This is a genomic window from Geodermatophilus sp. SYSU D00814 (assembly GCF_054050055.1).
In genome coordinates this window covers 138826-160975 of record NZ_JBJGYP010000011.1, presented here as the reverse complement: position 1 = coordinate 160975, position 22150 = coordinate 138826, and the positions used below count along the sequence as shown (strand labels likewise).

Annotated in this window: 25 protein-coding genes; 8 read left to right on the top strand and 17 right to left on the bottom strand. The window is 76.7% G+C overall.

Translation table 11 applies throughout. From position 1 onward, the window contains the following. Positions 1-56: 56 nt before the first annotated feature. The 9 genes from ACI780_RS11040 to ACI780_RS11000 all read right to left on the bottom strand — a co-directional run bounded on the left by ACI780_RS11040 (position 57) and on the right by ACI780_RS11000 (position 8014). Complete coding sequence (locus tag ACI780_RS11040) at positions 57-956, bottom strand: type II secretion system F family protein (protein ID WP_456872528.1); 900 nt, start codon at positions 954-956, stop codon at positions 57-59. Next, positions 956-1927: a type II secretion system F family protein gene (locus ACI780_RS11035; RefSeq protein WP_457002902.1), complete on the bottom strand. Its 972-nt coding sequence runs from the start codon at positions 1925-1927 to the stop codon at positions 956-958. The genes ACI780_RS11040 and ACI780_RS11035 overlap by 1 nt, the downstream gene beginning before the upstream one ends. Further along, positions 1927-3351, bottom strand: a complete 1425-nt coding sequence (locus ACI780_RS11030) for a CpaF family protein (RefSeq protein WP_457002900.1) — start codon at positions 3349-3351, stop codon at positions 1927-1929. Before ACI780_RS11030 ends, ACI780_RS11035 begins: the two co-directional genes overlap by 1 nt. Beyond that, positions 3348-4538, bottom strand: a complete 1191-nt coding sequence (locus ACI780_RS11025) for an AAA family ATPase (RefSeq protein ID WP_457002898.1) — start codon at positions 4536-4538, stop codon at positions 3348-3350. The genes ACI780_RS11030 and ACI780_RS11025 overlap by 4 nt, the downstream gene beginning before the upstream one ends. Further along, entirely contained in the window at positions 4535-5347 is an 813-nt protein-coding gene (gene cpaB / locus ACI780_RS11020) for a Flp pilus assembly protein CpaB (RefSeq protein ID WP_457002896.1), read from the bottom strand. Before cpaB ends, ACI780_RS11025 begins: the two co-directional genes overlap by 4 nt. A gap of 10 nt (positions 5348-5357) precedes the next feature. After that, positions 5358-6269 (bottom strand): pilus assembly protein TadG-related protein, encoded by a 912-nt coding sequence (locus ACI780_RS11015; protein WP_457002894.1) that lies wholly within the window; start codon positions 6267-6269, stop codon positions 5358-5360. 185 nt (positions 6270-6454) lie between these two features. Further along, positions 6455-6850 (bottom strand): TadE/TadG family type IV pilus assembly protein, encoded by a 396-nt coding sequence (locus ACI780_RS11010; protein ID WP_456872522.1) that lies wholly within the window; start codon positions 6848-6850, stop codon positions 6455-6457. 83 nt (positions 6851-6933) lie between these two features. Then, positions 6934-7161 carry a Flp family type IVb pilin gene (locus ACI780_RS11005; protein ID WP_456872521.1) on the bottom strand — a complete coding sequence of 76 codons (228 nt, stop codon included), beginning with the start codon at positions 7159-7161 and terminating at the stop codon, positions 6934-6936. Between the two features lie 184 nt (positions 7162-7345). Beyond that, positions 7346-8014 carry a prepilin peptidase gene (locus tag ACI780_RS11000; RefSeq protein WP_456872520.1) on the bottom strand — a complete coding sequence of 223 codons (669 nt, stop codon included), beginning with the start codon at positions 8012-8014 and terminating at the stop codon, positions 7346-7348. A gap of 146 nt (positions 8015-8160) precedes the next feature. Between ACI780_RS11000 and ACI780_RS10995 the strand changes: the two genes are divergently transcribed. From ACI780_RS10995 to ACI780_RS10975, 5 genes are all read left to right on the top strand, one after another. Then, positions 8161-9018: an alpha/beta fold hydrolase gene (locus tag ACI780_RS10995; protein WP_457002891.1), complete on the top strand. Its 858-nt coding sequence runs from the start codon at positions 8161-8163 to the stop codon at positions 9016-9018. 74 nt (positions 9019-9092) lie between these two features. Next, a complete protein-coding gene (locus ACI780_RS10990; RefSeq protein WP_457002889.1) occupies positions 9093-11387 on the top strand; it encodes a putative bifunctional diguanylate cyclase/phosphodiesterase in 2295 nt (764 codons plus the stop codon). A gap of 13 nt (positions 11388-11400) precedes the next feature. Beyond that, positions 11401-11733: a hypothetical protein gene (locus ACI780_RS10985; protein ID WP_456872517.1), complete on the top strand. Its 333-nt coding sequence runs from the start codon at positions 11401-11403 to the stop codon at positions 11731-11733. Positions 11734-11762: 29 nt separating this feature from the next. Further along, positions 11763-12029 (top strand): DUF1905 domain-containing protein, encoded by a 267-nt coding sequence (locus ACI780_RS10980; protein ID WP_456872516.1) that lies wholly within the window; start codon positions 11763-11765, stop codon positions 12027-12029. Between the two features lie 63 nt (positions 12030-12092). Next, a complete protein-coding gene (locus tag ACI780_RS10975) occupies positions 12093-13583 on the top strand; it encodes a DUF222 domain-containing protein (RefSeq protein WP_457002886.1) in 1491 nt (496 codons plus the stop codon). Positions 13584-13603: 20 nt separating this feature from the next. On the opposite strand, the gene ACI780_RS10970 is transcribed toward ACI780_RS10975, so the two are convergent. From ACI780_RS10970 to ACI780_RS10960, 3 genes are all read right to left on the bottom strand, one after another. After that, positions 13604-14335, bottom strand: coding sequence for a hypothetical protein (locus tag ACI780_RS10970; protein WP_457002884.1), 732 nt, complete (start codon positions 14333-14335; stop codon positions 13604-13606). Between the two features lie 155 nt (positions 14336-14490). Then, on the bottom strand, positions 14491-15132 hold the full coding sequence (locus ACI780_RS10965; protein WP_457002882.1) for an SIMPL domain-containing protein: 642 nt from the start codon (positions 15130-15132) through the stop codon (positions 14491-14493). Then, complete coding sequence (locus ACI780_RS10960) at positions 15129-15620, bottom strand: hypothetical protein (protein WP_457002880.1); 492 nt, start codon at positions 15618-15620, stop codon at positions 15129-15131. The genes ACI780_RS10965 and ACI780_RS10960 overlap by 4 nt, the downstream gene beginning before the upstream one ends. Positions 15621-15770: 150 nt before the next feature. On the opposite strand from ACI780_RS10960, the gene ACI780_RS10955 reads away from it, so the two are divergent. Both ACI780_RS10955 and ACI780_RS10950 read left to right on the top strand, forming a co-directional pair. After that, the gene (locus ACI780_RS10955) at positions 15771-16733 is read left to right on the top strand and encodes an ABC transporter substrate-binding protein (protein ID WP_457002878.1); all 963 of its coding nucleotides are present in this window, start codon (positions 15771-15773) and stop codon (positions 16731-16733) included. Continuing rightward, positions 16726-17121 (top strand): hypothetical protein, encoded by a 396-nt coding sequence (locus ACI780_RS10950; RefSeq protein WP_456872510.1) that lies wholly within the window; start codon positions 16726-16728, stop codon positions 17119-17121. The genes ACI780_RS10955 and ACI780_RS10950 overlap by 8 nt, the downstream gene beginning before the upstream one ends. 26 nt (positions 17122-17147) lie before the next feature. Here the strand turns inward: ACI780_RS10950 and ppk2 are convergent, their stop codons facing one another. From ppk2 to ACI780_RS10925, 5 genes are all read right to left on the bottom strand, one after another. Next, positions 17148-17975 carry a polyphosphate kinase 2 gene (ppk2, locus tag ACI780_RS10945; RefSeq protein ID WP_457002876.1) on the bottom strand — a complete coding sequence of 276 codons (828 nt, stop codon included), beginning with the start codon at positions 17973-17975 and terminating at the stop codon, positions 17148-17150. 91 nt (positions 17976-18066) lie between these two features. Beyond that, positions 18067-18384: a TfoX/Sxy family protein gene (locus ACI780_RS10940; protein ID WP_457002874.1), complete on the bottom strand. Its 318-nt coding sequence runs from the start codon at positions 18382-18384 to the stop codon at positions 18067-18069. A gap of 25 nt (positions 18385-18409) precedes the next feature. Next, positions 18410-19867 carry a protein adenylyltransferase SelO gene (locus ACI780_RS10935; protein ID WP_457002872.1) on the bottom strand — a complete coding sequence of 486 codons (1458 nt, stop codon included), beginning with the start codon at positions 19865-19867 and terminating at the stop codon, positions 18410-18412. A 35-nt stretch (positions 19868-19902) separates the two neighbouring features. Beyond that, positions 19903-20298, bottom strand: a complete 396-nt coding sequence (locus tag ACI780_RS10930; RefSeq protein WP_456872506.1) for a hypothetical protein — start codon at positions 20296-20298, stop codon at positions 19903-19905. A gap of 63 nt (positions 20299-20361) precedes the next feature. Continuing rightward, a complete protein-coding gene (locus ACI780_RS10925; protein ID WP_456872505.1) occupies positions 20362-21198 on the bottom strand; it encodes an alpha/beta hydrolase in 837 nt (278 codons plus the stop codon). Positions 21199-21380: 182 nt separating this feature from the next. On the opposite strand from ACI780_RS10925, the gene ACI780_RS10920 reads away from it, so the two are divergent. Beyond that, positions 21381-22145, top strand: a complete 765-nt coding sequence (locus ACI780_RS10920) for a helix-turn-helix domain-containing protein (protein ID WP_456872504.1) — start codon at positions 21381-21383, stop codon at positions 22143-22145. Positions 22146-22150 lie beyond the last annotated feature (5 nt).

The following is a 22150-nucleotide window of genomic DNA, read 5'->3' as shown; positions in this document are numbered from 1 at the left end:
GCCGGCGTCCCGGTCGGTGCACGTCCGCGGACGTGCACCGACCGGGACGCCGGCGCTCAGCCGCTGAAGGCGTCGACGATGTCCATGACGGCCGGTCCGAGCAGCACGATGAACAGGACCGGCAGGATGCACAGCATCAGCGGGAAGATGACCTTCACCGGGATCTGCATGGCCTTCTCCTCGGCCCGCTGCCGGCGCTTGAGCCGCATCTCGGCGGCCTGGGTGCGCAGCACGTCGGCGATGGAGACGCCGTACACGTCGGCCTGCACGACCGCCCGGATGAACCGCCGCAGGTCCTCCACCCCCGTCCGCTCGGCGAGCGCGAGGTAGGCCTCCCGGCGGGGCTGCCCCACGCCGATGTCCTGCAGCGTGCGCACCAGCTCCTCGGCCAGCGGTCCCCGCCCGGTGCGCCCGGCCCGGGCCATGGCCGCCTCGAAGCCGAGGCCGGCCTCCACCGCGATGGTCATCTGGTCGAGGGTGTCGGCCAGCTCCAGCCCGATGGCCTGCTGGCGCTCCTGGCCGCGGCTGTGCAGCAGCAGCTCCGGCACGACGTAGGCGACGACCGTCACGCCGACCGCCATGAGCACCGACAGCGGCCCGGGGCTGCGGACGACCACCAGCAGCCCGAGGACGGCCGCGACGGCGGCCAGCACCAGCTTGGCGGCGACCAGCCGCTGCACCGGCCAGGCGGCGGGTCGCCCCGCCGCGCCGGCCAGCCGGTCGAGCCGGGCCACGGTGCCCGCGGGGGTGAGCAGGGAGACCAGGCGCCCGAGCACCCCCGGACGGGCCCGGGCGGCCCGGGCACCGGCCCCGGCCACGTCGAGCCCGCGGGTCAGGTTGGCCCGGGACCGGGCGGCGGCGTCCTGCGGGCGGGCCACCAGCGCCCACCCGAGCAGCGGGACGCCGACGGCCACCGCGAGCGTCGCGGCGAGGACGGGTGCGGGGACGGTGCCCATCAGAACCGGATCCGCACGGTCTTGCGGAGCCACAGCCCGCCGACGAGCAGCAGGCCCAGCGACACGGCCACCATGACCCAGCCGGACAGGGACTCGGTGAACGTGGCGACGTAGGCGGGGTTGGTCACCGACAGGAAGGCGACGATGCCGACCGGCAGGGCCATGAGCACCCAGGCCGACAGCCGCCCCTCCGCCGACAGGGCCTTCACCTGACGGCGGATGGCGTTGCGCTCCCGGATGGTGGTGGCCACGGTGTCGAGCACCTCGGCCAGGTTGCCGCCCACCTCCCGCTGGATGGCGATGGCCTGGGCGATCCAGCGGAAGTCGTCGCTGTCGACGCGCTCGCCCACCTCGTCGAGGGCGGCGCCGAGGTCGCGGCCCACCCGGGTCTCGTTCACGATCCGGGCGAACTCCTCGCCGATGGGTGCCGGGGCCTGCTCGGCCACGGCGTCGATCGCGCGCAGCAGGCTGTGACCGGCGCGGAGGCTGCTGGCCATCAGCTGCAGGGCGTCGTCGAGCTGGTCGGCGAAGCGGGCCTGCCGGCGGCCGGTCCGCAGCCGGACCAGCACCCGCGCGCCCACCGGTGCGAGCACGGCGAGCAGCAGCCCGGCGGCGACCCCGCCGAGCAGCCAGCCGGCCGCGCCGAGCACGAGCGCCGCCAGCCCGGTCAGGAGCACGACCTCGGCCAGCGGCAGGCCGATGCCGGCCCGCTCGAGGGCCGCCGCGCCGGCCGCCACGCCCCCGCGCCGGGCGATGACCTGCTCGACGCCGCCGGAGGCCTGCGCGGTCACCTTCGACAGCAGGGTCGGCGGTGGGGCGATCGAGGGGTCCAGCCGGGCCAGCGGGACGCGCCGCGGGCCGGGCGGCACCGCGCCCAGGGTCAGCAGCGCCAGCCCGCCGCCGACCAGCAGCAGCCCGAGGAGCAGCACCCCCGGGGACGCCAGCGCCGGGGAGATCGATGCCGGCGACATCAGCCCCACCCCCGCGCCCGCGCCGGCACGCCGAACACCGACGGGGAGACCCGGATGCCGAGCTCCTCGAAGCGGTCGGTGAAGCGCGGCCGCACCCCGGTCGCGACCGGCGCGCCCAGGAAGCGGCCGGCGGCGTCGACGCCGGCGGAGTAGTCGAAGAGGAAGGCGTCCTGCAGCGTGACGGTCTCCCCCTCCATGCCCTGCACCTCGGTCACGTGGGTGACCCGCCGGGTGCCGTCGCGCAGCCGGGTCAGCTGGACGACGACGTCGACGGCGGAGGCGATCTGCTCGCGGATGGCCCGCAGCGGCAGGTCCATGCCGGCCATGAGCACCAGCGTCTCCAGGCGGGCGATCGCGTCGCGCGGTGAGTTGGCGTGCACCGTCGACAGCGAGCCGTCGTGGCCGGTGTTCATCGCCTGCAGCATGTCCAGCGACTCACCGCCGCGGCACTCCCCCACCACGATGCGGTCGGGGCGCATCCGCAGGCTGTTGCGCACCAGGTCGCGGATGGTGACCGCGCCCCGGCCCTCGATGTTGGGCGGGCGGGACTCCAGGCGGACCACGTGCGCCTGCTGCAGCTGCAGCTCGACGGCGTCCTCGATGGTGACGATGCGCTCGCCCTCGGGGATGAACGAGGACAGGACGTTGAGCAGCGTCGTCTTCCCGGTGCCCGTGCCGCCGGAGACGATGATGTTGAGCCGGGCCTCCACGCAGGCGTGCAGCAGCTCGGCCATCTCCGGCGAGAGGGTGCCGAAGCCGATGAGGTCCTCGACGCCGAAGGGGTCCTTGGCGAACTTGCGGATGGTCAGCGTCGAGCCGCTGAAGGCCAGCGGCGGGATGATCGCGTTGACGCGGGACCCGTCGGCGAGGCGGGCGTCCACCATCGGCGAGGACTCGTCGACGCGGCGTCCCACCCGCGACACGATGCGGTCGATCACCCGGCGCAGGTGCTCCTCGGAGGTGAAGCGCGCGCCCGAGCGGACCAGCTTGCCGCCCTGCTCGACGTAGACCGCGTCGGGGCCGTTGCACATGATCTCGGTGACGCTCGGGTCGTCGAGCAGCCGCTGCAGCGGGCCGAAGCCGAGCACGTCGTCGGCCAGCTCGGCGGTCAGCCGGGCCCGCTCGTCGGCCGACAGCGGCACCTTCTCCTCGTCGACGACGACGTCGAGCTCGCCGAGGACGATCCCGCGCAGCTGCTCCTCCGACAGCGACGGGTCGTTGAGCCGCGCGCCCATCCGCTCGAACAGCGCCTTGGCGACCCGGTCCTTGAGCCGGGTCAGCGCGTCAGTGGGCGGGGCGGGGACGGCCGCGGGGACGGGGCGGGGAGCCGTGGTCACCGGTGGTGCCGCCGGCACGGGCTTCTGCAGGGTGGTGGACTCGGCCGGGCGGCCCTTGGCGGCGGCCAGGCGGGAGGCGAGGTTCACGACGCCGCCCGGTGCTTGGCGCGGTAGCGGCCGGGCTTGACCAGCGGGGTGGCCGAGAAGCGGGACACCAGCGCGCGCAGCTCCCTGGCCGCCGGGTCCTTGCGGCCGCTGGCCAGGATGGGCACGCCCTGGTTGGTGGAGGCCGGGACGGCCGCCGACCGCGGGACGACGACGTCGACCCCGGTGCCGATCGCGGACTCGACGTCGCGCTGCGAGAGCCCGCCCTTCGGGTCGGCCATGTTCATGACCACGTGCCGCCCGGCCGGGATCATGCCGAGCTCGCCGAGCACCTGCACCTCCTTGCGCAGGCCCCGGACGCCGGGGACGTCCATGCTGCTGAGCAGGACGACGTCGGTGGCGCCGTCGATGGCCGCCAGCGTCTGCTCCGACAGCCCCGGGGCGGTGTCGACGACGACGTAGCGGAACTCGCGCGCCAGCGCGGTGAGCAGGCGGGCGACGTCGCCGGCGGTCACCGTGTCCCCGGCGGCCGGGGAGTCGGAGCCGCAGACGGCGAGCAGCCCGCTCGGGTGCTGGGTGAGGAAGGTCTTGAGGACCATCGTGTCCTGGCTGGCCGGGCCGTGGACGGCGTCGGGCAGCGTGTACTCGGGCACCAGGCCGAGCGCGGAGGCGACGTCGCCGAACTGCACGTCGAGGTCGACCAGCACGGTCCCCTGCGGGGCGGTGGCGGCCAGGCCGACGGCGAGGTTGGTGGCCACCGTCGTCTTGCCGACCCCGCCCTTGGGCGAGGCGACGGTGATGACGCGGCCGGTGAACCGGGCGGTCTCCTCCAGGGGGCGCAGCACCCGTCGCCGGTCGGCGGCGGCCGCGCCGGCCCGCTCCACGGCCGCCGCGACGTCGGCCGGCTCGGCCTGCGGGGGCAGCAGGTCGCGGATCCCGGCGCGCATCGCCGCCTGCCACAGCTCCGGCGTCGGCTCGGCGACCAGCACGACGCTGGTCCCGGGGCACTGCACGTCCAGTCGCGCGGCGAGCGTGAGCACCTCCTGCAGCGGCGCCAGCGGGCCGACGAGCAGCACGTCGGGCAGCTCGCCGTCGGCGAGCAGCTCGAACAGCCGGCCCGGGTCGGCGGGCAGCCGGCCCGGCGGCAGCACCTGCAGGTCGCCGTCGACGGCGACCTCGACGCGGGCGCGGAGGTCGTCGGCGGCCCCGGCGAGGACGACGCGGCTCACTCCGCCGCCTCCGCCGCGACGCTGCCCAGGGCGGCCAGCAGGTCGCCGTAGACGTTCCCCTGGGTGACGACGCGGGTGCCGGAGGTGTCGGTGCCCTCGCGCTCCAGGGACAGCCACACGCTCGCGTGCTCCATGCCGAACACGACCTGCTCGGCCTCCCGGGCCGGCAGGGCCACGGTGACCATCACGTTCTCGGTCGGGGCCGCGCTGGTGGCCGAGGCGGTCTCCACGTCCCCGCCGTCGGCGGCGGCGGGCGCGGGGGCGCCCTGGACCTGGGTGACCAGGACGCCGTGCAGGGTGGCGTGCGTGGTCCCGATCTGCTCGTCGTCGGGGTCGGCGTCGATGTTGCCCTGCAGCTCCATGGAGATGTAGACGCCGATCTCGTCGCCGGCGGTCAGCCGGCCGCCGACCGCGCGCTGCGGCTCGAGCACCAGGCTCACCTCCGACAGGCCCTCGGGCACCGGCACGGTGCCGGGCGCCTGCAGGTCCTCGGGCGCGGCGAACCGGGCGGCGAGCAGCTGCTCCCCCGGGGCGAGGTCGGCGGTGGCGACCTGGCCGGCGAGCTCCTCGAGCCCGGTGACCCGCCCGTCGACGGCCGCCTTGACCGGCAGCAGCTCGGTGCGGACCAGGCCGGCCACCTCCTCGGCGGGGGTGCCCTCGGGGATCGGCTGGTCGACCACGAGCACCTGCACGGTGCGCACCCCGGCGAGCGCGCGGGCGTCGGCACCGCGCACGTAGGCCAGCAGCACCACGGTGCCGGCGGCCACGAGGACCAGCGCCGCGACGGCGGCGAGCAGTCGGCGTCTCACGTCGGAGCCCCTATCGGATCAGTCGGAGGATGGCCGCGCCCAGGTCGGGGGCGTCGGTGCTGGTGTCGAAGGCGCCGGAGGCGTCGACGAAGCGGGTGAAGTAGCCGCGGATGCAGCGCTGTTCGCCGTTGCAGGGCTGGCCGACGTCGAACTGGCCGCCAAAGTGGTAGCCGGTGATCCGGAAGGCGGCGTAGCCGTAGACCTCGTACCAGGCGTGGCTACCGGTGTCTCCGGCCTGGTCGAAGATCGGGAGGAGCACCGTGCGGCCGACCAGGGCCCCGACGTCGCCGACGGAACAGCCCTGGGAGGGGTTGTTGCCAGGCTCGGAGTCGTAGCGCCGGTCGATGCGGGTGGTCGCCTTGCAGGAGCTGCCGCCCGTGTCCAGCCAGCCGAAGCCGCCGGGCACGAACATGCGGGAGGGCCCGGTGCAGCCGGTGTCGGACTTCTTGGGCAGCACGATGGTGCGCTCGGTGGTGCCCGAGGGCGCGCCGCCGCCGGTCTGGGCCTGCCACTCGCACCACGAGAAGATCAGCGGCAGCACGGCCGTCCCGCCGCTGGGCGCGCCCCAGGTGACCGTCGCCGTCGCCGACACCGAGCTGGCGTCGTGGCCGATGAGCGGGGCGAACCAGTGCTCGCGGGGCGCGCTGCCGGTGACCGTGACGCGGGTGGGGGCGCTCTGCAGCACCGGCGGTGCGGCGGTGGGCGCCCCGGCGCCGGCATCGGCGACGCTGTTGGCGTCGACCAGTTCCTGGGCGGTGGCCTGCATGTTCCCGCAGGCGCCGCGGGCGCAGTCGCGGGCCACGGCGAGGGCGGCGGCGTCGGCGGCCACCTGCAGCCGGGCCCGGTCGGCGTAGAGGGCGCCGACGTCGACGGCGATGGCGGTGAAGCCGAGCAGCGGGACGAGCAGGACCGACAGGAGCACGGCGGCCGCGCCGTGCTCGCCGGCCAGCCGCCGCCGCAGGCGGGCAGGCGAGGTGCTGGAACGGCCCCTCCGCAGGGTCCCGCCGCGAGCCTGCGAGTGGCGGGGGGCAGGTGAGGTGCTGGAACGGCCCCTCCGCAGGGCCCCGCCGCGAGCCTGCGAGGGGCGGGGGGCGGAGGGGTCCTTCATCAGCCGTTGCACCGCATGACCCCCGTCCCGGTCAGGTCGACGCCGCTGCCGAAGAAGCCGGTCAGGAAGGGCATCGGGTAGCGGATGGTCACGCGCACGTTGGCGGTGGTCGTCGGAGTGGTCGGGCACGCGGCGGGCGTGATGACGATCTGGGCGTCGGTGATCCCCGGGTCGAGCGTGGGGGCGGCGTCGCGGACGGCGGTGCGGGCGGCGGCCGGGTTGCTCTGCAGGGCCATGACCCGGGCGCCCTCGCGGGCCGCCGCGGACAGCGTCCCCTGCACCTGGAAGGCGTGGCCGAACTCGATGATCCCGAGGACCAGGACGATCAGCAGCGGCACGACCAGCGCGAACTCCACGGCGCTGGCGCCGCGCTCGGCACGCAGTCGCTCCCTCATCCCGTTCCTCCTCCCTCGACGACACGGCCGGGCGTCGTGGCGACCTGTCGTCGCCACGACGCCCGGAGCCCGGTGCGTGTGCTTCAGCTGGCGGCGTTGGCCTTCGTGAGGCCGTCCACCACCGACTGGAAGAGCTCCTTGAGCTGCGGGCCGACCAGCAGCAGGGTCGCGATGATCGCGACGGCGATCAGGCCGACCAGCAGGCCGTACTCGACGGCGGTGGCGCCCTTCTCCTCCCGCTTCACGCGGTCCTCGACGAAGGAGTAGAGGGTGACGACGGCGGCCAGCGGGTTGGTGAACGGGTTCAGCACGGGGACTCCCTGGGACGGTGCCGTCCGGCCGGGGTCGGTCGACCCGGCGTCGCGGCGCACGCCAGGGGTGTCGGGCGGTGCATTCGCCGGCTTGAGGGTCTTCCACCGGATCGCGCGACACCGGTCCACCGGCCGGGGCAACCGATCGGGGACGGGGTGACGCGGCGTCACCGCCCGCGGGCGCTCAGGACAGCAGGACGGGGGCCGCGGCGACGAGTGCGGCCCCGGCGAGCATCGCGGGACCGAAGGGCAGCTCCCCGCGCAGCCCGATCCGCCGGGTGGCCAGCAGCGCCAGCGCCACGACCGCCTGCAGCACGAACCCGGCCAGCGCCCCGAGGACCACCGCCGGCCACCCGAGCCACCCGAGGTAGAGGCCGAGCAGGGCGGCGAGCTTGACGTCGCCCATGCCCAGGCCCGGCGAGACGAGCGCCATGGTCAGGTAGACGGCGAACAGGGCCGCCGCCGCCAGGACGGCCCGCAGCAGCGCGTCCCACGCGCCGCCGGCCACGGCCGCCAGGCACAGCAGCGCCGCGCCCCCGGCGAGCGCGGGCAGCACCACGCGGTTGGGCAGCAGCCGCTCGCGCAGGTCGACGACGGCGAGCAGGACGCCGGCGGTCGCCAGCCACAGCCACGCCGGCAGCTCCGCCGTCGGCCCGAAGCGCAGCGCGGCCAGCGCGAACAGCGCCGCCGTCGCCGCTTCCAGCACGCCCCGGGGGGCCGCTCCCCCGCGCCCGCCGAGGACGGCGCCCACCGTCGCCGGGCGGGGCCACGGGAAGCGGGCCGCCGCCCGGTCGACCAGGTGGCCGACCCCCGCGCCGGCCAGGGCCACGGCGACGAGCCCGAGGGCGGTCACCGGGCGGTCCGGGAGCGGGGGACGGGCACGGGCAGGACGGTGGCACAGCCGCGGCGGCGACCCGGGCCCACCCCGCGGGGACGCCGCCCCGCGCACCACGGCAGGCCCACCCGTCCCGCCCGCCCCGGGCTGCGACGATCACCGGCGTGGAGGAGCACGTCGCCGGCACCCCTCGCGCGATCCGGCTGCCCGACGGCCGCGACCTCGCCTGGTCGGAGTGGGGCCCGCCGGACGGGCGGCCGGTGCTGTTCGTCCCCGGTGCCGGGATGAGCGGCGTCCTCGGGTTCGGCACCGATCTCCTGGGCGGCCTGGGCCTGCGGCTGCTGGCCCTCGACCGCCCCGGCCTGGGCCGGTCCTCGCCCGACCCGCACAAGAGCCACGCCACCTGGGTCGCGGACGTGCGCCACCTGGTCGGCGCCCTGCGTCCGGGCCGGGTGCTCGGGGTCGGCTTCTCCCAGGGTGCCCCGTTCGCGGCGGCACTGGCCGGCGCCGGCCTCGTCGACGCCGTCGCCCTCGTCGCGGGGCAGGACGACCTGCGGGCCCAGCGGCACCTGCTGGTGCCCGAGGTGGCCGGCCTGCTCGACGCCGTCGAGGCCGACCCCGCCGGCGTCGAGCGGGAGGTCGCCGGCGTCGCGGACGCCGACTGGCTGTGGCAGGTGATCGTCTCCACGGCCGCGCCCGTCGACCGGGCGCGCTACGAGGGCACCCGCCTGGGCGCCGCGGTGCGCGCGGCACTGGCCGACGGCTTCGCGCAGGGCCCGGCCGGCTACGCGCGCGACCTGGTCACCGCGCTGGGGCCCTGGCCGGTGCGCCCCGAGGAGGTCGCCGTCCCGGTGCACCTCTGGTACGGCGCGCTCGACACGAGCACCGTCCACTCCCCCGACCTCGGCGCGGCGCTGGCCGCACGCTTCCCGCACAGCCGGCGCACGGTGCTCGACGACGAGGGCGGTGCGCTGCTCTGGACGCGGGCGCGCGAGGTGCTCACCGCGCTCGCGCGGGCCTGACCGGGCACCCCCGACGGGGGAGGCCGCCGTGTGCGTGCCCTCAAGGGCGGGCAGGATCGACCGATCCCCTCCCCGTGACCAGAGACGTCGCGCGCCGACTGCCGGGGACCTCCCGCCGGCCCCTCGCCGTGAGCGCCGGCGCCCTCGCCGTCTTCGCGACGGGCGTCGGCCCGCGGCCGGCCGGGGCCCCGTGGGCCCCGCTGTACGACGTCGTCCTCTACAACCTCGTCTTCGTCGGGGCCGCGGTGGCGTGCCTGCAGGCCGCCCGCCGCCGGCCGCGCGAGGCGACGGCGTGGCGCGCGATCACGATCTCCCTGCTGTGCACCGTCACCGGCAACCTCGTCTACACCCTGGTGATCGCGCAGCTGCCGGAAGAGCCCTACCCGTCCTGGGCCGACGCCTGCTGGCTGGCCGCCTACCCCGCGCTCTACGTCGGGCTCATCGCCCTGATCCGGGCATCGGTCCCGCGGTTCCACCCGAGCATGTGGCTCGACGGCGTCATCGGCGCGCTGGGTGCCACGGCGGTCGCCGTCAGCGTCCTGCTCGGCCCGTCGCTGGCCCTGACCGACGGCGACCCCGCGGCCGTGGCGGTGAACCTCGCCTACCCGATCGCCGACGTCCTGCTGCTGGCCCTGCTGGTCGCGGTGGGCGCCATCCTCGGCCTGCGCGGCGAGCCGGTCCTGCTGCTGCTCGGCGCGGGCATCGCGGCCAACCTCGTCGGCGACATCGTCCACCTCGACCTGGCCGCGGCCGGCGTCTACGTCGAGGGCGGCCCCCTGGACCTGACCTGGCTGGCCGGCGCCCTGCTGCTCGCGCTGGCCGCCGAGCGCACCCGGGCGCCGGCCCGGCCGGTGCTGCGCTCCGCCGGGTCCCGCGTGGGCTGGCGGGTGCTCGCCGTCCCGGCGGCGTGCAACGTCGCGAGCCTGGCCCTGCTGGCCGCCGGCTGGGGCGGCCGCTACCCCGACGCCGCGATGTGGACGGCCGTCGGCTGCATCGTCACCGGCATCGCCCGGACCGCGATGACCTTCCACGAGGTGCGCAGCTTCCACGAGGTGCACGCCCAGGCCCGCACCGACGAGCTCACCGGCCTGCCCAACCGCCGCGCGCTGCTGGAGCACACCGCCGAGGTCCTCGCCACCGCGACCGCAGGGCGGCCGGCCGCCTTCCTGCTGCTCGACCTCGACGGCTTCAAGGAGGTCAACGACAGCCTGGGCCACAACGCCGGCGACGCGCTGCTGCGGCTGATCGCGCCGCGGCTGCACGAGGCCGCCGGTCCCGGTGCGCTGGCCGCGCGGCTGGGCGGCGACGAGTTCGCCGTCCTGCTGCCCGAGGCCACCCTGAGCGACGCGCTGGGGACGGCGCGGCGGGTGCAGGAGTGCCTGGCCGAGCCCTTCCCGCTGGAGTCCATCCGGGTCCACGTGGGCGCGAGCATCGGGGTGGCCACCGCACCCGTGCCCGCCGCCGACGTCACCGACCTGCTGCGCTGCGCCGACGTCGCCATGTACGCCGCCAAGACCTCGCGCGAGGGCGTGCGGGTCTACCTGCCCGAGCCCGGCACCGAGACCGGCGACCGGCTGCACACCATGGAGGAGCTGCGCGACGCGCTGGCCACCGACCAGCTGCTGGTGCACCTGCAGGCCCAGGTCGACGCGGCCGACCACCGCGTCGTCGGCGTCGAGGCGCTGGTCCGGTGGCAGCACCCGACCCGCGGCCTGATCGGGCCCGGCGACCTCCTCCCGGCGGCCGAGCAGGCCGGGCTGCTGCGCCCGCTGGCCGCCGCGGTGCTGGAGCTCGCGCTGACCGCCGCGGCCGGCTGGTGGCACGAGCACCCGGTGCCGGTGTCGGTGAACCTGTCCGCCGCCGACGTCACCGACCTGGACCTGCCCGACAAGGTCGCCGCCGCACTCGCCCGGCACGGCCTGCCGGCCGCCGCGCTGACCGTGGAGCTGGTCGAGGACACCCTCGTGACCGACGCCGAGCGCGGCCGGGAGGTCCTGCAGCAGCTGCGCGACCTCGGGGTGCGCACCTCGATCGACGACTACGGCAGCGGCTACAGCTCGCTCGGGTACCTGCGCCGGCTGCCCGCCGACGAGCTGAAGCTCGACCGGTCCCTCACCCAGGACCTCGGCGCCGACCCGGCGGCCGCGCTGATCGTGCAGCACACCGTGGCCCTCGCCCACGGCCTCGGGTTGACCGTGGTGGCCGAGGGCGTGGAGGACCTTTCGACCGCCGGCGTCCTCGCGGACCTGGAGTGCGACGTCGTCCAGGGGTACGTCTTCGCCCGGCCGGTGCCGGTGGCCGACTTCGTCGCCCTGCTGCGCGCGGGCGCCCCCCTCGGCACGCCGGACTGGACGGCGGCCCTGGCCTGAGTAGCGTCGGGCCGTGGTGGTCCTCCGCGGGCTCGGGCAGGCCCTGGTGCTCGTGCTCGCCGGCGTCGTCCTCGGCCTCGCCGCGGCCGGGGTCTGGGTCGCGGTCGGGGGCGGCGGGTTCGGGTCGCGGCTGGGGATCTCGCTGCTCGTCCTCGCCGGGCTCTCCACGGTGACCGGCGGGACGCTGCTCTCGCGCGCCGACACGGCAGCGGAGCGCGCCTTCCTGGGCCTCGGTCCGGAGCGCGACACCGAGCAGCCACCGGGACCCTCCGCCCTCGGCCCCGTCGGCGTCTTCCTCTTCGTGGCCCTGCCGCTCGCCGCGCTCGGGCTGTTCCTCCTGGGCTGAACCGTCCCACTCCCCGGCAGACTGCGCCCGTGCCCTTCGACGCGACGCTCGTGCGCTGGCCCGGTGCGGCGAGCTGGGTCTTCGCGCCCGTGCCGGCCGAGCACGCGCCCGACTCCGCCGGCGCCTTCGGCCGGGTGCCGGTGACCGCCACCGTCGACGGGCGGACCTGGTCGACGAGCGTCTGGCGCGACCGACGCGCCGGCTGGCTGCTGCCCGTCCCGGCCCGCGTCCGCCGCGGCAAGGACGACGGCGACGTCGTGACCGTCGACGTCGAGGTCGACCCCTCCCGGATGTGAGTGTCCGGCGACCAGGCTCCTGACCTGCGGGAACTGTCGTACCTCGTGCGTAGGTTCGGGGTCGTGGAGGAGGTCGCTGAGTACGTGTCGCCGGTGGAGCGGGCGCTCGCCGGTGTGCTGCTCGAGCGACCGGTGACGGTCCAGCGGCTGCCGGTGGCGGTGCTGTCGCGGGAGCAGAAGGCCGCCGAACTGCAGCGCCTGCAGACCCGTAAGGCCATGGACGCCGCCTACGAGGCCGAGCTGGTGCTGGGCCTGGCCGACGACTCCCCCGCTGGCGACGACCCGCCGCCCGGTGCTCCCGGTGCTCGCCGCGGGTCGTGGAAGCCGGATAGCGAGTTGCCGGGGGTGTCGGAGTTCTTCACCGCCGAGCTGGCGGTGGTGCTCAACTGCGGGCGGGGTACCGCCAACCACCTGGCCACCCGCGCCTGGACCTACCGCGAACGGCTGCCCGCCACCTGGGCCGCACTCGCCGCCGGGGAGCTGGACGAGGCCCGCGCGAAGGCGCTGGTCGACGTGCTGCAGCACACCGCCCCCGCCCTGGCCCGCCGCATCGAGGCCGCCGTGCTGCCCGAGGCCGCCGGCCTGACCGTCGGCAAGGTCAAGAAGCGGGCGCTGGAGCTGCTGCTGGAAGCCGACTCGGAGGCCATCGACGAACGGCGCAGCACCGCCGAACGGCGCTCGGATGTGCGCGTCTACCCGTCGGCGTCGGACGGGATGAGCACCCTCGCCGCCGACCTGCCCACCGACGTGGCCGCCGCCTGCCACGCGACCGTCGACGCACTCGCCCGGATGCTGAAGGCCGACGGGGATCCGCGGCCGATCGGGCAGCTGCGCACCGCCGTGTTCGCCGACCTGCTGCAGCGCCCCTGGCAGGCCGGTCCGGCGGTGACCGCGCACCTGCAGATCGCCACCACCCTCGCCGCCCTGGCCGGCCGCTCGGACCAGGCCGGTGAGGTGAACGGGCTGCCGATCACCGCCGCCCACCTGCGCGAACTGCTGCACCAGTTGGACGCCCTCGGCGTGCAGGCGCCCGACGGTGGCTCGGTGACCGTCGCACTCACCGAGGACGACGGGACGCTCCGGGCCACCGCGACGCTGAACCGGCTGCGGAGGCTGGCGCGGCGAGGTTGCCCTCACCACCCCGACGGCGCCTGCAACTGTCCCGTTCTGGACCGGCCCGACCCGGTCGACCGCTACACGCCCTCCGCCGAGCAGCAGGCGTTCGTGCGCACCCGCGACCGCACCTGCCGGATGCCCACCTGCGGGCAGCGGGTCGGCTGGGCCGACGCCGACCACGTCCTCCCCCACGCCGCCGGCGGGCCCACCGACTGCGCCAACCTGTGCTGCCTGTGCCGCTCGCATCACCGGGTGAAGACCTTCGCCCGCGGCTGGCGCTTCCAGATGGGTCCCGACGGCACCCTCACCGTCACCGCACCGTCCGGCGTCACCCGCACCACCCGGCCACCGGGCCTGCGACCACCACCGCCGACACCCGAGCCACCACCGGAAGCCGACGAACCGCCTGACCCGGACGACGACCCGCCGCCCTTCTGACCGGCCCCGAGGGGGCCGCGTCAGCGGCCGTAGCGGACGACCAGCAGACCGTCGTCGGAGTCGGTCAGCCGCCCACCCGCCGCGGCCATCGCCCCGGCCACACGGGCCAGCCGCTCGTAGGCCGCGGCGGCGTCAGCCAGCGTGACCGCCCGATCCGTGGCGTGGCGGAAGGAGAACGCCTCGACGGTGCGCACCAGCGCGCCGTCGGTCACGGCGTGCACCCGCAGCGCACTCCCCTCCGCCACGACGCCGCGGGCCGGACCGACCCGGGCCGGCACCAGGGCCCACCTCCGCGACCCGGCCTGGGCGGCCGACACCTGGCGGGCCAGCTCGGCCAGCACGGCCGGCTCGACCGGCGGCCCGGCCACGTGGCGTGGTCCCCCGCCGGCCCAGCCGAGCACCGGCGTCCGCGGCACCGCAGCGAGGTCGAGCACCGCGTCCCCGGGGAGCGGGAGCTCGTCGACGACCCGCACCCGCCAGCCCCGGAGCGACGGGGCCGGCCCGGGGACGACGGCGACGGCACCGCGGGCGCGCTCGCGGCGGGACGGCCGGGTCGCCAGCAGGTGGCCGTCACGCATCGGTCGCACCGGCGTCCAGCCGGCCGCGTGCGCCGCCCGCAGCTCGGCGGCCAGCGCGCCCAGCCGCGCGACGACGTCGGCCAGCGCGACGACGTCGTCGAGCTGCCAGCGGTGCACGGTCTCGTGGCGGGAGCCCGGCCAGGGCGACGGCGGGCGGGTGGTGGGAGCGGTCACGGCGTCCTCGCGCGGGCACCTGCGGGGCCCCGCGGGGTGCCGGTGCTGGATCGCCGGGCCGGCGCGGGAGCCCCGCGGGTGCGCCGCGGGTCGGGGCCGGCGGGTGTCCCCGGGCGGGGGCCGGCGCCGACCGCACCGATCATGGCACGGACGGCTCAGTCGTCGAGGGCGTAGGTGGCCTCGACGACGGCGGACACGGTCACGTCCCGCGGGTCGAGGGTCAACCCCGGCCCGCCGTCCGGGGAGCCGCGCGCCATGACGGCCATCGACTCCGGGGCCGCGGCCGACGACAGGCCGGCGTCGGCCAGTTCGAGGAGCGGCCCCAGGCCACGGCCGGCCGCGTCGGCCAGGTCGTCGGCGGCCTCGCGGGCGGCCTCGACGGCGGCGCGGCGCACCGCCCGGCGCGCGGCGGCGGGGTCGTCGAGCTCCCACGCCACCCCGCCGATCCCCGCACCCGCGGCGGCGACGACCTCGGCCAGGGTCTCCGCGGCGCCGGCGTCGGCACGGACCGAGCCGCCCACGGTCGCCTCCCACCCGGCGGGCTCGTGCCGGCCGGCAGCAGGGTCCCAGGCGGACCGCTCGTGCACCGACACCCGGGACAGCACCACCCGGCGCACGCCGTCGGCGCCCTCGAGCGCCGCGCGCAGCCGCGCGGTCACCTCCGAGGCCTCGGTGAGGGCTCGCTCACGGCTGTCCGGCGACGTCGCGCTCGCCGACACCGACAGCACCGCGACGTCGGGCGGGTGCTCGGCCGTCGACTCCCCGCGCACGCGGACGACGGCGCGCGGGCCGCTCACCCCCGCGGTCCGGCCCCCACCGGGGCCGCGAGCACCGCCTCGTAGCAGCCGTGCAGCAGGTCCAGCCGTTCCAGCAGCCGCGCCACCCACGCCGCCGACGTGCTCACCGGCGCCGGCTCGAGCATCAGCGACCAGAACAGCCGGTCCACCGCGCCGGTGGCCACCCACCGCCGCTCCTCGGGCGACGGCGGGCTACCGACCGCCGCGGCCACCCGCCCGGCGACGTCGCGCCGCAGCCGGACGGCGTCGTCGGCGACCAGCCCGATGGCGCGCCCGAGCAGCGGGAGCAGGCGCGGCCGGTCGGCGGCGGACAGCACGTCGTTGGCGTGCCGCAGCACCGCGGCGAGCTGCTCGTCGACGCACCGCGGGGCGTCGCCGAACGGCTCGCCGGCCAGCAGCGCGGTGTACTCGAGGAAGCAGGCGCCGTGCGCGGGGCTGCGGTGCCGGCCGCGGCTCAGCACCGGCAGCGAGTCCGGGATCCGGTCCATGTCTGCGCCCCCTCCGCCGCGTCCGGCCGCCCGAGCGTAGGTCCCGCGGACGCCATCCGCAGCCGCCGCGGACCCGGCGTTCGGCAAGCGGATCGAGAACGTCCCCGCCAGGAGCTTGTGAGGGCAGCCTTGCCTCACTATGACTACCGGGTGCCGTTCCTCCGTACCCGTACCGCCACCCGTGCCACCGGTCTGCTCGTCCTGCTCGGCAGCACCACCGCCTGCGGCTCCGGCGCCGACGCCGCGACCGACTCCGCCGGCGGCTCGCCCGCCGAGGACCGGGTCGTCCTCGCGCTCGACGACTTCGCCGCGGTCCACGCGCTGACCCTCGGCGTCGAGCCGGACCTCGTGCTCGAGGTGTTCGAGTACGAGTCGACGTCGGCGGTGTTCGACGACCTGGGCGTGGCCACGCAGCCGTACGGGTCCGAGCTCGACCTCGAGGCGGTGGCCGCCGCCGACCCGGACGTCGTCATCGGCGTCTCCATCCCGACGACGGTCTCGGCCCGGGAGCAGCTCGAGGCCGTCGCCCCCACCACGGTCGTCGACTACACCGCCGGCTGGGAGGAGCAGCTGTCCACCGTGGCCGCGGCGCTCGGCCGCGAGGACGAGGCCGCCGGCCTGCGGGAGCGGCTGGCGGAGGAGACCGCCGCCCTCGCCGCGGACCTCGACGCCGCCGGGCTGGCGGGCGCGGTGACCTCCGTCGTCGGCGACAACGGCGGCTTCTTCTCCCCGCCCACCGCCACCGCCGTCGGCTCGCTGCTCACCGAGGCCGGCCTGGCGCGCCCTCCCGCGCAGCAGCAGCCGGGCGACCCGGCCAGCCCGTTCGCCCTCTTCACCGCCGAGACGCTGCCCGACCACGACGGCGACGAGCTGTTCCTGCTCTCCGGCGGCCCCTACCGGACCGAGGGCCTCACCGGCTCGCCGCTGTGGCCCGGCCTGCGGGCCGTCCAGGGTGGGGCGGTGCACGAGGTCAGCGGCGAGGTCTGGCTGTCGGCGTCGGCCTTCTCGGTGGACTGGGTGCTCGGCGACCTGCGCGCCGCGCTGCTCGGCGAGGGCGAGCCGGCCACCACCGGGGAGGCCGCGGCCCGCTTCGCGGAGTTCACCGGTGCCTGAGCCGGTGACCTCGACCGCGCGGTGGGACGACGGCGTGCTGCACGTGGCCCTGGTCGGCCGGCTGACGGCGGCCGACGTCGAGCTGGTCGCGACCGCGGTGGGCTCGGCGGGCGACCGCTTCGGGGTGGTCCTCGACCGCCGCCGGCTCGGCGCCCCGACCGCCGAGGGCCGGGCGGCGCTGGAGCGCTGGGCCGCGGAGGACCTGCCCGCGCGCGTACCCGCGATCGCCGCCTGGGCCGACGTCTTCGACGAGCGCCGGTACCGCTCGCTCACCCGGGACGGCGAGGCGGCGGGCCACGGGCCGGGCTACCCGCAGCGCACCTTCGCCGACCCGGAGGCCGCCCTCACCTGGGTGCGCGCCGCGCTCTCCGCCGCCCGCAGCGGCTGAGCGCCCTCCCGGCGGCCCGCACGCCGTCAGGGGACGACGTCGGGCACGAACCGCTGGCTGTCCATCGGCGGGCGCACGTAGTGCTCGTCGACGGGCGGGCGCGGCGGCAGCTCCGGTGGTTCGGGAGTGAGGTCCTCGTAGGGCACCTGGTCGAGCAGGTGGGCGATGACGTTGATCCGCGCCCGCTTCTTCACGTCGGCCTCGACCACCCACCACGGCGCCTCGGGGATGTCCGTGGCGGCGAACATCGCGTCCTTCGCCTTCGAGAACTCGACCCAGCGGTTGCGGGCCTCGAGGTCCATCGGGCTGAGCTTCCAGCGCTTGGTCGGGTCGTGCAGCCGCGCCTGGAACCGCTTCTCCTGCTCGGTGTCGCTGACCGAGAACCAGTACTTGAGCACGGTGATCCCGCTGCGGACGAGCATCCGCTCGAACTCGGGACAGGACCGGAGGAACTCCTCGTACTCCTCGTCGGTGCAGAAGCCCATGACCCGCTCGACGCCGGCGCGGTTGTACCAGGACCGGTCGAACAGGACCATCTCGCCGCGGGTGGGCAGGTGCTCGACGTAGCGCTGGAAGTACCACTGCCCGCGCTCGCGCTCGGTCGGCGCCGGCAGCGCCACCACCCGGGTGGCCCGCGGGTTCACCGTCTCGGTGATCCGCTGGATGGCGCCGCCCTTGCCGGCGGCGTCGCGGCCCTCGAACACGACGACGACGCGCAGGCCCTTCGCGCGGACGTACTCCTGCTGCTTGACCAGTTCCACCTGCAGCCGGGCGATCTCCTTCTCGTAGAACGCGCTGTCGACCTTGCGGGTCGCCTGGGGGGCCTCCTCGACCGAGGCCTTGGGCTTGGCCATGCCGCAGCATCGACCCGCCGCCCCGGCGGGGCAACCGCAGCGGGCGGTCAGGTGCCGCAGGAGGCCGTGTACGGGCCGGCCGGCCGCACCGTCAGCCGAGCCCGGAGGCGAACGCCAGGCCGCGCCGCACCCACCGCTCGAGGTCGGCGTCGTCGGCGAAACCGGCGGGCCCGACGAGGACGAACGCCCGCACCCGACGACCGCCGAGCACCATCGGCTCGACGTGCGGCTCGGCCAGCGCGGCCGGGACGGCGTCGGCGCCGACCCGGACCACCAGCGCGGTCGCCGTGACGCCGCAGACCAGGTGACCGCCGACGTTGAACGACAGGCCGCCGCCGACCATCCGCTTCTCCACGGCGCCGGGCAGCAGCCGGCGGACCCGCTCGGCGGTCACGGCGTCGTGGGGCACGGCTGGGGTCCCGGCCGCGCGTCGGTCAGGTGCCGCAGAAGGTCACGTACGGGCCGGCCGGGCCGGGCTCGGCGTAGCGCTCCAGCCCGGGGCGCTCCTCGAACGGGCGGCTGACCACCTCGACCAGCCGCTCGAACGGCCCGGTGTCCCCGGCGGTCGCCGCGGCGAGCGCCTCCTCGACGAGGTGGTTGCGCGGGACGTAGACCGGGTTGACCCGGTCCATCGCGTCGGCGTCGGGACCCAGCGCCCGCCACCGCTGCAGCCAGGCGTCGGCGGCGGCGAGGTCGAGCACCAGGCCGCGCGCGGGCTCGGCGTCGCCCCGTGCGGCCGCCGACAGCCGCCGCGCGAAGCCGGTCAGATCGACCTCGTTGGCCCGGAGCAGCGCCAGCAGGTCGTCGACCAGGCCGCGGACGACGTCGTCGTCGAGACCCGCGGGCAGGCCGAGCTTGGCCCGCCAGCCGGCCAGCAGGGCGGCGTCGTAGGCCGGGCGGAACCGGTGCAGCGCCTCGACGGCGAGCTCGACCGCCGGCTCCTGCTCGTCGGCCAGCAGCGGCAGCAGCGCCTCGGCCAGCCGGGCGAGGTCCCACTCGGCCACCAGCGGCTGGTTGCCGTAGCGGTAGCGCCCGCCCTGGTCGACCGAGCTGTACCAGGTGTCCTCGTCGTAGCGCTCCAGGAACGCGCAGGGCCCGAAGTCGATCGTCTCGCCGGAGATCGTCACGTTGTCGGTGTTCATGACGCCGTGCACGAAGCCCACGAGCATCCACCGCGCCACCAGCGACGCCTGTGCGGCGACGACGGCCTCGAACAGTGCGAGGTACCGGTTGCCGGCGTCGGCCGCGGCGGGGTGGTGCCGGGCGATGGCGTGGTCGGCCAGCCGGCGCAGCAGGCCGTCGTCCCCGGTGGCCCGCGCGTACTGGAAGCTGCCGACCCGCAGGTGGCTGGCGGCGACCCGGGCCAGGACGGCGCCGGGCAGCAGCATCTCCCGCCGGACGGGCCGGCCGGTGGCCACGACGGCGAGCGAGCGGGTGGTCGGGATCCCGAGGGCGTGCATCGCGCGGCTGACCACGTGCTCGCGCAGCATCGGCCCGACCGCGGCCAGCCCGTCGCCGCCCCGGGAGAACGGGGTGCGGCCGGAGCCCTTGAGGTGCAGGTCGCGCAGCCGGCCGGCGGTGTCGACGAGCTCGCCGAGCAGCAGCGCCCGCCCGTCGCCCAGGCGCGGGTTGTAGTAGCCGAACTGGTGGCCGGAGTAGGCCTGCGCCACCGGGCGCGCGCCCTCGGGGACGACGGTGCCGGTGAGCAGGCCGATGCCCTCGGGGCCGCGCAGCGCGGCGGGGTCGAGGCCCACCTCGGCGGCGAGCTCCTCGTCGAGGGCGAGCAGCCGCGGGGCGGGCGTCTCGGCCGCCTGCCAGGGGACCGCCATCTCCGGCAGCTCGCGGGCGAAGCGGTCGCCGAGGGCGACGGTCAGGGCGGGGGCGACACTCACCCTCGTCAGCGTACGAGCGGGGCGGGGCGGCTGCGTCAGCCGCGGAGCAGCCCCGAGATCCGCTGCTGCGCCTGCCCGGCCAGGGAGCGCACGAGCCGGCCGACGGGGAGCCGGTCGGTGGCCAGCCGGGACTCGACGGCGGCCAGCCGGGTCTCCAGCGCGACGACGTCGGCGACGACATCGGCGTCGCGCCCCGAGGGCACCGGCGGCGCGGGCGGGGCGGCGAGCCGGGCCAGCCCGTCCGACAGCGCCGCCACCAGCCCGGACACCTCGTCCGGGCGCAGCTTGACGGTGCCCACGCAGACGTCGTCGCGCCACAGGCTCAGGTTGAGCAGGCCCTGCTCCGGGTGCGGGGAGACGCGCAGCGCGCGCGTGCGGTCGCGGGCGTCCCACACCCACCGGCCCGGCTTCGGCAGTGCGATCACCGTCATCCCGGGATGATCGACGACCGGGGCCCGGACCGCCAGCAGGTGCGGCGCCGCGTCGGCCGCGCGTCACTGCGCGCCGGCCACCTCCGGCCGCGACCCCGTCGCGTGCGCCAGCGCCCAGTCCAGCACCTCGTCGGCGATGCGCTCCCACCCCTCCTGCGCGGGCAGCAGGTGGGCGTAGCCCGGGTACTCGCGGATCTCGGTCACGGCGGTGCCGTGGTAGTGCGCGGCGTTCGAGCGCTGGATCGACGGCGGCATGATGTGGTCCTCCCCGCCGGAGACGAACAGCAGCGGCGGCCGGGCCGGGTTGCCGTAGTCGACGTGCGCGTCCTGCGGGCCGGGCATCAGGTTGGCCAGCACCGAGTTCCACAGGATCCGGCCCGAGGCGGGGACGTGGTACCGCCGGTACAGCGCGCGCGACTCCTCCTCGCTGAAGGTGTTGGTGAACGCGTAGTGCCACTGCTCCTCGGTCAGCCCGACGGCGCGGTGCCGGTTGGCCGGGTTCTTGAACACCGTCCAGGTCGAGCGCAGCTGCGACAGCGGCAGCAGCTTGACCCCCTCGGTCGGCGCCGAGTTGAGCGCCACCCCCACGGCGCCCAGGCCGCGGTCGAGCACCAGCTGGGTGATGGTGCCGCCGGCGGAGTGGCCGATGAGCACCGGCGGCCGGTCCAGCCCGCGGACGACGTCGGAGACGGAGTCGACGATGGCCGGCAGCGTGACCTCGGCGATCGGCGTCGGGTCGGCGTTGAGCGCCTCGACCTCGACCTCGAAGCCGGGGTAGGTCGGGGTGAGCACGCGGAAGCCGCGCTGCTCGTAGTGCGCCTTCCAGTTCTCCCAGCTGCGCGGGGTCACCCAGAAGCCGTGGATCAGGACGATGGTGTCCGGTGCGGTCGGAGTGGTCACGTCGCTCCCTCGGTGGTGGCCGGTCAGCCGGAGCCTGGCAGCGGGCCGGTCCGCCGGGGCGGCCCTGCGTGCACGACTGCGGCTCCTGCCTGCACACCGGCGGGTTCCGGTGGCGGCCCGGCTCTGCCAGGCTCGGCGGCGTCCGCGGGGGACGTCAGCCGGTCGAGGCCCAGGACGGCGCGATGCTGCTCAGCGACACTGCCCGGCTCGCCGGCGCCGACGCCGACGGGACCTTCCCCTACGGGACGGCGGTGCTGCTGGCCACCGACGCGGCGCAGTCCCGCGCGGGCCGGTCCCGTCGGCCGGGGGCGCGGGACGGGGCGCCGCTGGTCGCGCTGGCCTTCCCGCACCGCGGCGGCGCCTCCAGGGCGCTGCTGGTCCCCCTCGACCGGCTCGGCCTGCCCGCCGACGTCGTGCGCCGCGCGGCGCCCCGGCTGCGGGCCAGCCCGCTGCACGGGCTGGTGCGGGCGCACCTGCAGCGGATCGCCGACGACGCCGCCGGGCTGTCGGCCGACCCGGGCGCGGCGGCTCTGGGCGCGGCCACCGTCGAGCTGGTCCGCGCGCTGCTCGTGTCCGCGGCCGGCGGGAGCGGGTCCGGCCCCCCCGTGCGGCCGGACACGCTCGTGGTCCGGGTGCGGGCGCACGTCGCCCGGCACCTGACCGACCCGGGCCTCACCCCGGCCGCCGTCGCGCGGGCGCACGGCGTCTCGGTCCGCCAGCTCTACAAGGCCTTCGCCGCGGCCGGCGCGAGCCTCGAGCAGGAGGTGATCGCCCAGCGGCTGGAGGCCGCGCGGGCCCGGCTGGCCTCCCCCGCCGGGCGGCAGCGGTCCATCGCCGCCACCGCCCGCGCCTGCGGGTTCGCCGACCCCAGCCACTTCGCCCGGCGGTTCCGCGCCGCCTACGGGACGAGCCCGCGCGAATGGCGGCGCGCGGCCGCGCCCCGCTGACGGCT

Coding starts and splice junctions, on each gene's coding strand:
- ACI780_RS11040 (WP_456872528.1), bottom strand. CDS start 956: ATGGGCACCGTCCCCGCACCCGTCCTCGCCGCGACGCTCGCGGTGGCC.
- ACI780_RS11035 (WP_457002902.1), bottom strand. CDS start 1,927: ATGTCGCCGGCATCGATCTCCCCGGCGCTGGCGTCCCCGGGGGTGCTG.
- ACI780_RS11010 (WP_456872522.1), bottom strand. CDS start 6,850: ATGAGGGAGCGACTGCGTGCCGAGCGCGGCGCCAGCGCCGTGGAGTTC.
- ACI780_RS10960 (WP_457002880.1), bottom strand. CDS start 15,620: ATGGACCGGATCCCGGACTCGCTGCCGGTGCTGAGCCGCGGCCGGCAC.
- ppk2 (WP_457002876.1), bottom strand. CDS start 17,975: ATGGCCAAGCCCAAGGCCTCGGTCGAGGAGGCCCCCCAGGCGACCCGC.
- ACI780_RS10930 (WP_456872506.1), bottom strand. CDS start 20,298: ATGACGGTGATCGCACTGCCGAAGCCGGGCCGGTGGGTGTGGGACGCC.
- ACI780_RS10920 (WP_456872504.1), top strand. CDS start 21,381: ATGCTGCTCAGCGACACTGCCCGGCTCGCCGGCGCCGACGCCGACGGG.